At 70.8% G+C, this 13,239-nt stretch carries 10 protein-coding genes; 3 read left to right on the top strand and 7 right to left on the bottom strand.

Annotated elements, in window-relative coordinates; translation table 11 throughout:
• The first annotated feature begins 262 nt into the window (after positions 1–262).
• Positions 263–1,456, top strand: coding sequence for an RtcB family protein (locus ACYUD3_RS30695; protein WP_470976913.1), 1,194 nt, complete (start codon positions 263–265; stop codon positions 1,454–1,456).
• Positions 1,457–1,500: 44 nt separating this feature from the next.
• On the opposite strand, the gene ACYUD3_RS30700 is transcribed toward ACYUD3_RS30695, so the two are convergent.
• The 6 genes from ACYUD3_RS30700 to murC all read right to left on the bottom strand — a co-directional run bounded on the left by ACYUD3_RS30700 (position 1,501) and on the right by murC (position 10,486).
• Complete coding sequence (locus ACYUD3_RS30700; protein WP_470976916.1) at positions 1,501–2,334, bottom strand: LAGLIDADG family homing endonuclease; 834 nt, start codon at positions 2,332–2,334, stop codon at positions 1,501–1,503.
• A gap of 190 nt (positions 2,335–2,524) precedes the next feature.
• Positions 2,525–4,930 (bottom strand): PEP-utilizing enzyme, encoded by a 2,406-nt coding sequence (locus ACYUD3_RS30705; RefSeq protein WP_470976920.1) that lies wholly within the window; start codon positions 4,928–4,930, stop codon positions 2,525–2,527.
• A complete protein-coding gene (alr, locus tag ACYUD3_RS30710) occupies positions 4,927–6,054 on the bottom strand; it encodes an alanine racemase (protein WP_470976923.1) in 1,128 nt (375 codons plus the stop codon). The genes ACYUD3_RS30705 and alr overlap by 4 nt, the downstream gene beginning before the upstream one ends.
• Positions 6,051–7,439, bottom strand: coding sequence for a UDP-N-acetylmuramoyl-L-alanine--D-glutamate ligase (gene murD / locus ACYUD3_RS30715; protein WP_470976926.1), 1,389 nt, complete (start codon positions 7,437–7,439; stop codon positions 6,051–6,053). The genes alr and murD overlap by 4 nt, the downstream gene beginning before the upstream one ends.
• Positions 7,440–7,541: 102 nt before the next feature.
• Entirely contained in the window at positions 7,542–9,020 is a 1,479-nt protein-coding gene (locus tag ACYUD3_RS30720; RefSeq protein WP_470976929.1) for a UDP-N-acetylmuramoyl-L-alanyl-D-glutamate--2,6-diaminopimelate ligase, read from the bottom strand.
• Positions 9,021–9,088: 68 nt separating this feature from the next.
• Positions 9,089–10,486: a UDP-N-acetylmuramate--L-alanine ligase gene (gene murC / locus ACYUD3_RS30725; protein ID WP_470976932.1), complete on the bottom strand. Its 1,398-nt coding sequence runs from the start codon at positions 10,484–10,486 to the stop codon at positions 9,089–9,091.
• A gap of 211 nt (positions 10,487–10,697) precedes the next feature.
• Here murC and ACYUD3_RS30730 point away from each other — a divergent pair, with 211 nt between their 5' ends.
• Complete coding sequence (locus ACYUD3_RS30730) at positions 10,698–11,753, top strand: serine hydrolase domain-containing protein (protein WP_470976935.1); 1,056 nt, start codon at positions 10,698–10,700, stop codon at positions 11,751–11,753.
• A gap of 12 nt (positions 11,754–11,765) precedes the next feature.
• Here the strand turns inward: ACYUD3_RS30730 and ACYUD3_RS30735 are convergent, their stop codons facing one another.
• Positions 11,766–12,530: an SDR family NAD(P)-dependent oxidoreductase gene (locus ACYUD3_RS30735; protein ID WP_470976937.1), complete on the bottom strand. Its 765-nt coding sequence runs from the start codon at positions 12,528–12,530 to the stop codon at positions 11,766–11,768.
• A gap of 157 nt (positions 12,531–12,687) precedes the next feature.
• Between ACYUD3_RS30735 and ACYUD3_RS30740 the strand changes: the two genes are divergently transcribed.
• Positions 12,688–13,158 (top strand): hypothetical protein, encoded by a 471-nt coding sequence (locus ACYUD3_RS30740; RefSeq protein ID WP_470976940.1) that lies wholly within the window; start codon positions 12,688–12,690, stop codon positions 13,156–13,158.
• Positions 13,159–13,239: the final 81 nt, after the last annotated feature.

A 13,239-nucleotide genomic window follows, 5' to 3' on the forward strand; every position in this document is an offset into this window, starting at 1 on the left:
CCTCCGGTCATTCAGTGGCTCTGGCCGCAGCGGCTTGACTTGTTAGGCACGCGAGATGTCTCTCGGGGGCGGGGGCTTCCTAGTGTGCCCGCCGCGTATTTCGGTTGCCGGACGGGGGCGGCCTCCGACCACAATGTGTATCGCACGCGACACCGCTGACGCCGGTCCGGCATCCGTTTCGCCGACCTTGGCGCCGGTTTTGCGTAATCGGCTTTATGCCCTGTCAGGGGGCTGTTTTTCGGTTTTATGTATGGGGGATTCCATGTCGTACGTCGAACTGCCCGGCGCGCAGGTGCCGATCCGCATGTGGACCGATCCCGCGTCCGTCGAGGACGTCGCGCTCCAGCAGCTGCGCAATGTCGCGACCCTGCCGTGGATCAAGGGGCTGGCCGTCATGCCCGACGTCCATTACGGGAAGGGGGCGACGGTCGGGTCCGTCATCGCGATGCGGGGGGCTGTCTGTCCTGCCGCCGTGGGGGTGGACATCGGGTGCGGGATGTCCGCCGTCAAGACGTCGCTGACCGTCAATGATCTGCCGGGGGATCTTTCGCGGCTTCGGTCGGAGATCGAGCGGGTTATTCCGGTGGGGCGGGGGATGCATGACGAGGCTGTCGCTCCGGGGCGGTTCCATGGGGTTGCCACCTCCGGGTGGGATGACTTCTGGGGGCGGTTTGATGGGGTTGCGGAGGCGGTGAAGTTTCGGGAGGAGCGGGCGGTCAAGCAGATGGGAACGCTTGGAGCCGGGAATCACTATGCAGAGCTTTTGTCCGATTCTGTCGGCTTTGTGTGGATCTCCCTGCACTCCGGATCCCGGAACATCGGCAAGGAACTCGCCGAACATCACATCGGCGTCGCCCAGAAACTCCCGCACAACCAGGGGCTGGTGGACCGGGACCTCGCCGTCTTCGTCTCGGACACTCCGCAGATGGCCGCCTACCGCAACGACCTCTACTGGGCCCAGGAGTACGCCAAGTACAACCGCACGATCATGATGGCGCTCCTGAAGGACGTGATCCGCAAGGAGTTCAAGAAGGCCAAGCCGACGTTCGAGCCGGAGATCTCCTGCCACCACAACTACGTGGCGGAGGAGCGGTACGAGGGCATGGATCTGCTGGTCACCCGCAAGGGGGCGATCCGGGCCGGCTCCGGTGAGTACGGGATCATCCCCGGCTCGATGGGCACCAGTTCGTACATCGTGAAGGGGCTCGGGAACGAGAAGGCCTTCAACTCGGCCTCGCACGGCGCCGGTCGGCGGATGAGCCGGAACGCGGCGAAGAAGCGGTTCTCGCTGCGGGACCTGGAGGAGCAGACGCGGGGTGTCGAGTGCCGTAAGGACTCGGGGGTCCTGGACGAGATTCCGGGGGCCTACAAGAACATCGACCAGGTGATGGAGCAGCAGCGGGACCTGGTGGAGGTCGTGGCGAAGCTGAAGCAGTTCATCTGTGTGAAGGGCTGAGGCGGGGTGCCCCCGGTTCGTGGCGGGGGCACCCTGTCGTTCGGCTACTGCTCGCTGGGCTTCGGGACTTGGCCGGTGCGCAGGCGCCAGTGGCGGAGGTTGCAGCTCTGGACGGTCCTGCCTAGTACGTCGGCGGCGGCCGTGGGGCTGCCCAGCTCCAGCAGGATCAGGTCTTCCTGTTTGGTCCAGCGGCGCCGAGTGCACGCGGCCCGCATTCCGGCGGGACGGGTCCAACTCGCGACGGCGTCGGCGGCGTTCTGCTTGCGGTCCAAGGACAGGCAGCCGGGGTAGTACAGGTCGGCTGCCAGGCGCTGGGCATGTTCCATCATGTAGAGCACGTTGTAGATGCTGTCCCGGGTGTTTCGCGTGAGGGTGCGCTCCGTGCCCGTCACGTCCTTGGCGTACGCGCACAGATGGGCCGCGATGGCGTCGCTGGCCGTGGTGAGCGAGACGAACGGATACCCCTTCTTGGTGAAGCCGACTGAGCCGTCCGCGTCGATCAGTCCCCGGAGGTAGTCGCGGCGGGAGAACTCGGTGTCCGGTGGGGCGATGGTGCTGGACTTGCGGCCGTACGGCAGGCCGAGTCCGTTGAGCTTGGTCCTGGCTTCGAGGGAATACAGGCGCCAGGCGGCCAAGGTGTGCGCCTCGGCGAAGTTCGTGGACTGGGTGTATTCGGTGATGCTGCTGTAGTACGGCGTCAGTTTCTGGAACTTGTGCAGGATTCCGATGTCGCGGGCGTTGATCGCGACGATCAGCCTGCCCTTTTGTCCGGTTCCCTGTTCTAGATGCCCGTCGGCTTGAAAGAAGCCGAACATATAGGCGTACTCGGGGACCGTGAGGTCCATGAAGCGGTGGGCGTTAGGCTCGCAGTCAGCCATGAGGAAGCGCAGTCCTTCCTTGTCGGTCAGGCCCTCGCCCGGGTGGCTGCCTGGGTGAGGGCCGTCGAGTTGATGTGGTGCTGCGAGGCTAGGTCGCCAGTTCGGCGTCCGTTCGGGTGATCGGTGACGTTCACCCTTTTGGCCTACATGGGTGCCCTATGCCTGGCTGCGGTGTCCCTCGCGCCGGCCGTCACGGCGTCCCCCGTGCCGGCCCCACCCTCCCCGCCCCGCAGTCCAGCGTCACCAGCTCCGCCCCCGACAGCTGCTCGAAGAGTGTTTCGCCGCAGCCGATTGCCGCTGGGATGTCGAACTCGGCGCAGCGGATGGTCATGTGGGAGGCGGCGCCGCCGTATTTGGTGATGAGGCCGGCTATGCCGTGGGAGAAGAGCCATTCGTAGCCGGGGTCGGCGTTCTCCGTCAGGATGATGCGGCCGGACAGGGGAAGCGAGGGTGGGGTGAGGGGTTCCACCCTTATCGTCTGGGCCGTTGTGCGGTGGGACGTCACGTAGTTGGGGACTCGGGTCTGGGGGGCGATGATCTGGAGGTCCCGGGGGGTGGTGATGACGTCGGGGAGGTGGATGCGGGACTGGTGGGTGTGGCGGGCGCGGTTCGCGGCGGCCTGCGTGCGCAGCCAGTCCGTGCTCGCCTCCGTGCACTCCTCGTTCGCCCCGCCCAGCAGCTCCTCCACGCTCAGGTACGACAAGTCGTCCCGGCTCAGGCCCTGTTCGGCGCCCCACGCCGTCAACTCGTCCAGCGCCAGGCTGAGGTTCTTCGTGAACTCGAACTTGTACAGCTCCCGCAGGACCCGGGTGCTGCGCACGAACTCCAGCAACTCCCCGGTGCCGAAGGGGAATCCGAACTCGTCGAGTTTCGCCTGGATCGCCTTGCGGGCCGCGGCAGGCAGTGCGTACGAGGTCTCGCGCGCTGTGTCGCCGGAACCCGGCCCCGCGGCCAGGTAGCGCTCGGGGGCCTCGCGGTAGGACGGGACCGTGATGTCGTAGGTGCCGGGGCGCAGATGGCCGTACCTCCGGAGGAACTCCTCGCGGTCCAGGGCGCCTTGGTGCAGGCGGTCGAGGTCGGCGGTGAAGGCGGTGGAGACGGTTTCCACGGTGGTGAGGAAGCCGTCGTGCTCCTCCTGGGAGAGGACGCCGGTGCGCAGGAGCGAGCGCCAGAAGGCCGTCGCGATGAAGGCGCCGCGTACGACGACCGAGAAGGGGAGGGTGCCGTAGGCGGCCGCGTCGTCCAGGAGGGTTTCTGCGGCCTGGAGGCCGGACAGGGACTGCGCCTGTTCTCTGCGGATCGCCGACTCCTCGATGCGGGACGCCATTTCCGCGAACTGGCCGGCGCCGCCGAGCACCACGTTCGTCGTCAGGCGGCGCAGGCTGTCCCGGAAGCGGTCGATCTCCTCCGCCGTGAACCCCGTTTCCAGCAGCCGGAGTTCATGTTCCGGGAAGTCGAAGGCGAGGGAGGTCGCGCAGATGTCGAACTCCGCCTTGTCGTGCGACTCGGGCTGTTCGCGCAGCCGTTGGAGGTAGTGGTCGATCAGTTTGTGCGAGAGGCCGGCGCCGAGGCCGGCCGGGAGGTAGGAGTTGAAGTCGTTGCGGATGTCGACGTAGGGGTGGCCGCCGAGGACGACCATGAGGTGGTGCGGGGCGGGGTCGTGGTAGCCGAGCCGGCGCCGGGCCTCGCGCCAGACGTCCTTCATGACCAGCCGCCGGTACAGGGACACCGCCAGCGGGCGCGGGCGGGTGCCGATGATCTCGGCGGGGTTCCAGTCGGTCATGTCGCTGTAGGCGGTGGAGGAGCCGTGGACGCCGGTGCGGGGGCGGTCGCGGTCGCGCAGGAGGGCGCGGACGCCGGCCAGGGCGGTACGGACGTAGGCGTCGGCGTGTCCGGTGCCGGCGGTGGTCAGCGGGCGGGCCTGGAAGACGTGCACACGTCCGCCGCTGACCGCGAACTCCATGTCGAGGTGCGGCTCGCCGGTGAGCCGTACGACCTCCTTGAACGCCGCGACCACGTCTCGGAGGGGGGCGGGCAGCTCTCCGGGCCCGGCGTCGTGATGCACCCGCACGACCCGCTGCGTACTGCCCGCCCCCGCCGTCACCGTGTCCGTCCGCCCGCCCTCGTCATAGTTGACGACCAGATAAGGCCCCCCACTCTGAAGATCCCGCCCCAGCACCACCCCGCTCACCTCCACCCCCTCCAGCATCGGCTGCACCAGCACCTCGTACCCCCCGATCCCCCCGCCGCCCCGCTCCGCGTAGCCGCGTACGACCGTCCCCACCGCCTCGCCGACGGCCCCCGGATCGTCCGCCGCCACACCGAGCACGCTGTCGTACACCCCCGCCCCGGAGTCCGTCGCGGTGTCCTCGCCGGGCGCGCTGCTGCGGACGACGATCCGGCGGCCGGGGAGGCGGGCGGCGATCTGAGCCGCCAACTCCCTTGGCCGGGACCGCCATTCGGCGACGGTGAAGGTGAGCTGGTCCAGGACGGTCGCGGTGGTGAGGAGGGGGCGCAGCCGGGCCAGGGTCTGGGCCTTCGTACCGAAAATGACAGCGGCCGAGGGCGCGGAGGGCGCCGGGGTCACAGTGGTCATGCGCAGCGTTCCTTCGTGATCGGGTACGGCAGCGGCCGCACAACCCTGGGCGTCGTGCGCCCCAGCCGGACCAGTACCTCGGTGTTGATCGTCCCGGCGGCGTCGGCCCAGTCCTGGACGGTGAGGCCGGCGCCGAGCAGGACGACCCGGTCGCCGTGCGCGACGCGCGGGACGGCGGTGACGTCGACGTGGAGATGGCTCATGCCGACCTGTCCTACGACGGGCGCGGACCGCCCGCCGACCAGGACGCGTCCGGCGCCGCCGCCGAGCGCTTTGGGTAGCCCGTCGGCGAACCCGGCGGGGACGGTCGCGATCACCGCCGGGCCGGGGGTGACGTACGTGCCGCCGTAGCCGATGGGCGTTCCGGACGGGACGTGGTGCAGTTGCTCGACGCGTGAGGTCATCGACAGCACCGGGCGGAACTCCGGCAGGTCGGGCAGGAGGGACGGGAGGTGGGAGGGGCCGAGGCCGTACAACAGGACGCCGGGGCGGACCAGTTCGAGGGGGTGGCGGCGGTGGAGTCCTGCCGCGAGGCCGGGGCTGGCCAGTGCGTGGCGGGGCGGGCGACTGCCCAGGGCGGCCGTGGTGTTGGCGCAGGCCAGGGTGAAGCGGGCGAGCTGGCGGGCGGGGTCCGTGGTGCCCGCGAGGTGTGTGTAGACGCCCTCCACGGTCAAGTGGCGCAAGTTCGCGACGCGTTCGAGATCGGCGGCCGGGTTCAGGCCGTATCTGCGCAGGCCGGTGTCGAACTCCAGGTGGACGCGGGCCTGTTGGCCTTGTGCGGCGGCGGCTCTGTTCAGGTCGCGGGCCTGGGCCGGGTCGTACACGCAGGCGGCGATGCGGGCGTGGAGCAGTTCGGGGAGGTCGGCGGGGGCGGCGGGGCCGAGGAGGAGGATCGGGACCGGGATGCCGGCCGCGCGGAGGGTCAGGGCCTCTTCGGGGTGGGCCACCGCGAGGCGGGGGACGCCGTGGCGGACGAGGAGGCGGGCGAAGGGGACCAGACCGTGGCCGTAGGCGTCGGCTTTCACCACGCCCATCAAGTCGGTGTCCGGGCCCGCCAGTTGGCGCAGGGAGGCGATGTTGTTCGCGACGGCCGCTTCGTCGAGTTCCAGGGTGAGGCGGGTCATCGGGCCACCAGTCCGGTCACCAACTCCTTGAACACACGCCCCCGTTGGCGGTGGTCGGTGAACATGTCCCTGCTGTTGGCGCCGGGGCTGAAGACGACGGCCGCGCCGGACTGGGCTGTCTCGCGGGCGAGTTGGAGCGCTTCGGGGAGGGAGGCGGCGGGCGTGAGGGCGGTGTAGCCGTGGGTTCGGGCGGCGTCCGCGATGCGCGGGGCGGTCTCGCCGATGGTGATGACGTGGGCCGCGCCGCTGGGGAACGCGGCGGTGAAGTCGGCGTTCTTGTCGTCCTTGCCGCCGGTGATGAGGACGACCGGGCGGTCGGGGAAGGCGTCGACGGCGTGCAGGGTGGACCAGGGGTTGGTGGCCTTGGAGTCGTTGTAGTACTCGACGCCGTCGAGCGTGGTGACGTACTCGACGACGTGTTCGCGGCCGGGGTAGGCGGCGATCATCGTGTCCATCGCCTGCCGGCCGACGTCCCAGAGGAGGCCCACGGCGAGGGTGGCGAGGATGTTGGCGGTCGCGGACCGGACGCGCAGGTCGGTGAGTTGGGCCAGGACGCGGGTGAACTCGCCTTGCCGCGCTATGACTTGGCCGTCGTGGACGTACACCCCGTCTACGCCGTCCGGGAGTTCGCGCAGGCTGAAGTAGAGGACGCGGCCCGGTGTGGTCGAGGCGATCCGGCGGCACCACTCGTCGTCGTGGTTGGCGACCGTGTTCTGGAGCTTGGTGTGGTGGCGGACGATCCGGGACTTCAGCTCGGTGTAGTGCTCCCAGGTGTAGAGGTTCATGTGCTCGGCGCGGACGTTGGTGAGGACGCTGGTCAGCGGGCGGAAGCGGTGGCAGTTCTCCAGCTGGCCCGCGCTGACCTCGATGACGGCGACGGAGTCGGGCGTCAGCTCGGGCAGGACGGCGGTGAAGGGCAGTCCGATGTTGCCGGCGACCTGGGTGGGGCGTCCGGCGGCCCGCATCAGCTCGCCGATCAGCGTCGTGGTGGTGGACTTCCCGTTGGTGCCGGTGATCGCGACGACCGGCGCCGGGCACAGCTCGTACGCCAGTTCGACCTCGCTCCAGACGGGCACCCCGAGCGCCCGCGCGGACGCCAGCACCGGGAGGTCGTCGGTGGCGCCGGGGCTGCGGACGATCAGGTCGAACCCGGCGGCGTCCGGCGGTTCGCCGCCGAGCGCGTACGAGATCGGGTGCGAGACCGAAGAAGCCGAAGAAGCCGAAGAAGCCGAAGAAGCCGAAGAAGCCGAAGCTTCCGAAGCGGCCAACCTGCCCAGCGCGCCGGTGAGTTGGCCGGCCGGGCGGGTGTCGGTGACGGTCACTCGGGCGCCGCGTGCCGCGCAGCACAGGGCCGCGCTCTCTCCGCTCGCACCGAGTCCGATCACCAGAACGTTCGCATGGTGAAACAACACTTACTGCCCCCGTGATGTGAAACTCGTGAAACTCAAGGGGCGCCCCTTGCGAAGACGCCCCTCTTCAAAGGCGGTTCAGCCTGCGGCGAGTTCTTCGCTCAGCTCCCGCACCGTCTCCATGTCCTCGAAGTGGATCGTCCGGTCCCCGATGATCTGGTAGTTCTCGCTGCCCTTCCCGGCGATGAGGACGGTGTCCCCCTCGCCCGCCGCGACCAGCGCCGCCCGGATCGCGGCCCGCCGGTCGCTGACCCGCTCGAAGGGCGTACCGGTCGCGGCGAGGCCGGGGACGATGTCGTCGAGGATCTTCTCCGGGTCCTCGCTGCGCGGATTGTCCGAGGTCAGGACGCACAGGTCGGAGTAGAGGCCGGCGATCTCGCCCATGGGCGCCCGTTTGGTGGCGTCGCGGTCGCCGCCGCAGCCGAAGACGGTGATGACGCGGCCGGTGGTGAAGTCGCGGATGGTGGACAGGACGTTGTCCAGGGCGTCCGGGGAGTGCGCGTAGTCGACGATCACCGGGACCCCGGCGGGGGTGCGGTAGCTCTCGAACCGGCCCGGGGTGGGCGGGAGTTCGGCGAGCGCGGCGGCGGCCTGGTCCAGGGAGTGCCCGAGGCTCGCGCAAATCGCCAGCGTGGCAAGGGCGTTGAGGGCGGCGAAGCGGCCCGGGACGGGCAGCGACACCGGCAGCTCACGGCCGCCGTGGCGGAGCGTGAACCGGGTCCCGGCCGCGTCGATCACCAGATTCGCGCCGTGGAAGTCCGCCGACGCGTCCTCCAGCGCGAACGTCGTGACGGCCCCCGGCATCAGATCCAGGATCTCGCGGCCCACCGGGTCGTCGGAGTTGACCACGGCCCGCCGGCACAGCCCCTTGAAGAGGGTGAGCTTGGCGTTCTTGTAGTTCTCCATGGTGCCGTGGTCGTCGAGGTGGTCCTGGGTGAAGTTGGTGAACACCCCGACGTCGACGAAGCAGCTGTCGACCCGGTGCAGGTGCAGCGCCATCGAGGAGGCTTCGAGGACGACGGCGGAGGCGCCCTTGTCGCGCATGTACCCCAGGAGGTACTGGAGGTCGATGGCCTCCGGCGTGGTCGGCGTCGTCTTCTCCAGCGCGATCGGCTCCTCGCCGATCCGGTTCCCGGCGGTCCCGATCACCCCGACGGTGGCGTCGACCGACCGCCGCAGCACGGCTTCCAGCATGAACGCCACCGATGTCTTGCCGTTGGTGCCGGTGATGGCGACCATGTCCATGGCCTTGCCCGGCTCGTCGTACCAGCGGGAGGCGACGACGGGGGAGGCGGCGCGGGTGTCGGCGACGCGGACGACGGCGACGTGCTCGGGGACGCCGGTGACGTCCTCCTCGACCAGTACGGCCGCCGCCCCGTTCGCCACCGCCTGGGCGACGAACCGGTGTCCGTCCACGCTGAAGCCGCGCACCGCGACGAACAGGGCGCCCTCGGCGGCCTTGCGCGAGTCGTAGGCGACGCCCGCGGTGATCTCGGTGCCCGTGTCACCCCGCAGGACCTCGTGGTCGTATCCGTCCAGCAGTTCACTCAGCTTCACAGTCACTCCTACACCGCCGGTCGCGGCGGTTTCTGGCGTCTCGGTGGGCAAGGGTCGGCTCCGCCCCGTCACAGCTCGTCCGACAGCCACGCCTCGCCGATCGCCCCGATGTCGCCGGGGCCGATCGTCACCAGGACGTCGCCGCTGGTGAGGGACGCGCTCGCGAACTTCCTGATGGCGGCGGGGTCCTTTGTATAGCGCACGTCACGGCCGTCGGCGCGCATCGTGCGGACCAGGTCGAGCGAGCTGAGCCCGTAGGTCTCGGTGTCGCGCGCCCGGTGGATGTCGGTGACCACCACCGTCTCACGCCGGGTGAAGCAGCCCGCATATTGGTGCATGAGGTCGCGGACCCGGGTGAAGGAGTTGGGGCGCAGCACGACCAGGTTGCGGGCGCCGGGCGCGGCGGCGCGGACGGCGGCCATGGTCGCGGCGATCTCGTTGGGGTGGCAGGCGATGTCGTCGTAGACGCGGACGCCGGCCCGGCTGCCCTTGTACTCGACGCGGCGCGGCGCGCCTCTGAACTCCTCGATGCCGGGCCGCAGTTGATTGAGCGTCAGCCCGGCCTGGTGGCCTGCGGCGACGGCGGCGAGGACGTTGCCGATGTTGTGCCGGCCCAGCAGCCGGGGCGACAGCTCGCCGAGCCGTTCGCCGCGGTAGGTGACGGTGAAGCGGGGCCTGCCTTCGGAGTCGCCGATGTCCACGGCGCGGTAGTCGGCGCTCTCCGCGAGTCCGAACGTGACCCGGCGCCGGCCCTCGGCGACGGTGAGGGCGCGGGCGCGCGGGCAGTCGGCGGCGGCGATCAGCACCCCGCCGGGCCGCAGCCGCCCGGCGAACTCCTGGAACGCGGAGACGGTGTCGTCGAGCCCGGTGAAGTAATCGCCGTGCTCCGCCTCGATGTTGAGGACCACGGCGAGGTCCGGGGCGAGGCTGAGGAAGTGCCGGTGGTACTCGCAGGCCTCGGCGACGAAGTGCTCGCCGCGCCCCATGCGGTGGTTGCCGCCGGTGGCGGTCGCGACGGCGCCGAGCGAGGCGCCCGGGTCCGCCCCGGCCGCCACCAGCCCCTCGATCGTCAGCGACGTCGTGGTCGTCTTCCCGTGCGACCCCGCGACCGCGATCCCGGTCCGGTACCGGCCCATGACGGCGGCCAGCACCTCGGCCCGGTCGACGACCGCCATCCCGCGCTCCCGCGCCCGCGCCAACTCCGGGTTCCCGTCGGCGATACCGGGCGTCACGACGACGGTACGCACACCATCGTCAAGGTTCTCCGCCCGGTGCCCGACCGCTACTTGAACACCCGCGTCGCGTACGACGGCCAGGTTCGCGCCGTCCTCCCGGTCCGAGCCGGTGACGTGGCCGCCCATGCGGTGCAGCAGCACGGCGAGCCCGCTCATGCTGGAGCCGCCGACGCCGATGAAGTGGACGGGCCCGCCGAGGAGTTGGGCTGCCTGGAGACTGTTTTCGGCCATGCCGAGGCCTGTGTCCATGATGTGCGATACCCCCGTATCAGCACCGGACAGGGCGTGTCGCACGCGCCGGTCCGGTTGAATGTGACCGCGCGTTCCGGGCCTGCCGGCCGGCGCGATCAAGATCGTAGACCGTGACGATAGGGATCACTTGTGTGCCGTGCAACCGCACATCGCCCCCTGCTCGCGGGAGTTACAGGGTGGTGACTCAGCCATGACATACGCGGGGACGCGCCGGAGGATCGCGGCGCTGCTGACGGAGGGTGTGGAGAAGGGGGTCTTCCCCGGCGCGGTGTGGGCGGTCGGTGACAGCCGGGAGGTGCTGGCGAGCGGCGAGAGCGGCACGCTCTCCCCTTATGGATCAGGGGAGTTCGAGGGCCCGATGACCGCGGGCACGGTCTTCGACCTGGCCAGCCTGACGAAGGTGCTCGCGACCTGGGGCTGTGTCGGCGCCCTCGTCGAGAGCGGCCGGCTGACCCCGGACGACCGCCTCGCCGCCCACTGGCCGGAGCTTGACCGGCTCCCGCTGGGAGGGGTGACGGTCCGTCAACTCCTCACGCACACCGCGGGGTTGCCGCTGCGGGCGAACGTCCGGCCGCTCTACGGGCCCGACCGTGAGGCCATCCGCCGGGGTGTCCTGGGCGCCGAGTTGAGGCATCCGCCGGGCGCCGAGGTCCAGTACACCGACCGGGCCGCGATCGTCCTCGGCTTCCTCGTCGAACACCTCACCGGCGAGCCCTTCGCCGTCCACTGCCGCGAGCGGATCTGGGCGCCGCTGGGCCTGGCCGACACCCGCTTCGGCCCGCACGAGCCCGGGTACGCGGCCCGCTGCGCCCCCACCGAGTGGGACGAGGAGAGCGGCGGGCGGCTGCGGGGCGCCGTGCACGACTTCTCGGCGCGGGCGCTGGGCGGGGCGTGCGGGGCCTCCGGGGCGTTCTCGACCGCCGCCGACCTCGGCCGGTTCCTGTCCTGCGTCCTCGACCCGGCCCAGGGGCCCGCGCCCTTCGGCGCCGGCTGGGTGCGCGCCTCGTTGCGCGTGCACACCGGCGAACTCCGGCCGCGCTGGGGGCTGTTGTGGTTCCCGCCGGTCAACACCCCGCCCGCCGAGGATCTTTGGGCGCACTACGGGTTCACGGGCACGGCGATGTGGGTGTCGCCGAAGCGGGGGAAGTGGGCCGTGCTGCTCACCAACAAGCTGTACCACTCGCGGGAGCGGGGGCCGATGACGGCGGTGCGGGACGGGTTCCAGGAGATCGTGTTCGGCTGCTGACGCGGCTGTTCGTCACAGCTCCCGGTGCACCTTGGTGTTGGACGCCTGGGCGCGCGGGCGCAGGACGAGGAGGTCCACGTTGACGTGGCTCGGCCGGGTCACCGTCCAGGCGATCGTGTCGGCCACGTCGTCCGCCGTCAGCGGCTCGGCGACCCCCTCGTACACCTTCGCCGCCTTCGCCGCGTCCCCGCCGAACCGGGTCAGCGCGAACTCGTCGGTCTTCACCATGCCGGGGGCGATCTCGATGACGCGGACCGGCTTGCCGACGATCTCCAGGCGCAGGGTCTCCGCGAGGACGTGGGCGCCGTGCTTGGCGGCGACATAGCCCGCGCCGCCCTCGTACGTCCCGTGCCCGGCCGTCGAGGAGACGACGACGACCGTGCCGTCGCCGCTCGCCTCCAGCCGGGGCAGCAGGGCCTGGGTGACGTTCAGGGTGCCGATGACGTTCGTCTCGTACATCGTGCGCCAGTCCTCGGGGTCGCCGCTCGCCACCGGGTCGGCGCCCAGCGCCCCGCCCGCGTTGTTGACCAGCACCCCGACCGTCTTGAACGCCGACGCGAACTCGTCCACCGCCGCCCGGTCCGTCACGTCCAGCGGGTACGCCGTCGCCGAGCCGCCCGCCTCCGTGATCTCCTTCGCCAGCGCCTCGATCCGGTCCTCGCGGCGGGCGGTCAGGACGACGCGGTAGCCGGCGGCGGCCAGCTTGCGCGCGGTCGCGGCGCCGATGCCGCTGCTGGCGCCGGTGACGACTGCGATACGGGACGCGGGGGAGGGCATGTGCGGCTCCTTGGCCGAGCGGACGGACTCCGTCCAGGGTAGGCGGGGGCGGCCCGGGGGCGCCGGGGGGCTTCACCTGTTGGACGGCGCCTGCCCGCCGCTGCGGGTGGGATACATCGGTACGACCCAGGTCGGAGCCGGTCGAGAGGTGGACGGTATGCGCGGGATGCGGGTTCTTGTCGTGTGCGGGGCGGTGGTGGCGGGGGTCGCCGGACAGGGCGGGGGTGCGCTGGCGCTCGTACGGGTGGAGAGTCCCGCGCCCGAAGCCGGTCTCTCCTACCACGGGTACGCCGTCCTGGAGCGGGGGCACGTGCGCGTGCGCCTCACCGCCCGTAACCACGGCCCCGCCGGCATCCCCGACTCCGCCGTCCGGCTGCGCTGGTCCGTGCCGCTCGCGCAGGGGGCGCAGGGGCTGCCGGGCGGGTGTGCGCGGGCGGGGGCGGCCGAGGTGGTCTGCCGGACCGGGGCGCTGGCGGCCGACGAGGCGGGGGAGCGGGTCGAGGTGGGGGTGCGGCTGCGGGGGCGGCCCGCCGAGGTGGTGCTGGAGGTGGAGACCGCGTGGGGCGGGGGGAGCGCGGACCGGCGGCGGGTGCTCGTCCTGGACACGGGGGATGCGTACAGCTTCTGAAAAGCTGTCCCGGAATACGCGATACCCTCCCGCTGTTCACCGCTATAGTTGAACGGTCAACCACTTGGAGGGTGAGCCGCC

It is taken from the genome of Streptomyces sp. AMJ-169, from assembly GCF_055597585.1.

Excerpts from the sequence above, each read along its gene's own strand:
- ACYUD3_RS30705 (WP_470976920.1), bottom strand. The coding sequence starts at position 4,930 with ATGACCACTGTGACCCCGGCGCCCTCCGCGCCCTCGGCCGCTGTCATT.
- ACYUD3_RS30700 (WP_470976916.1), bottom strand. The coding sequence starts at position 2,334 with ATGGCTGACTGCGAGCCTAACGCCCACCGCTTCATGGACCTCACGGTC.
- murC (WP_470976932.1), bottom strand. The coding sequence starts at position 10,486 with ATGGCCGAAAACAGTCTCCAGGCAGCCCAACTCCTCGGCGGGCCCGTC.
- ACYUD3_RS30735 (WP_470976937.1), bottom strand. The coding sequence starts at position 12,530 with ATGCCCTCCCCCGCGTCCCGTATCGCAGTCGTCACCGGCGCCAGCAGC.
- ACYUD3_RS30695 (WP_470976913.1), top strand. The coding sequence starts at position 263 with ATGTCGTACGTCGAACTGCCCGGCGCGCAGGTGCCGATCCGCATGTGG.
- ACYUD3_RS30740 (WP_470976940.1), top strand. The coding sequence starts at position 12,688 with ATGCGCGGGATGCGGGTTCTTGTCGTGTGCGGGGCGGTGGTGGCGGGG.
- ACYUD3_RS30730 (WP_470976935.1), top strand. The coding sequence starts at position 10,698 with ATGACATACGCGGGGACGCGCCGGAGGATCGCGGCGCTGCTGACGGAG.
- alr (WP_470976923.1), bottom strand. The coding sequence starts at position 6,054 with ATGACCCGCCTCACCCTGGAACTCGACGAAGCGGCCGTCGCGAACAAC.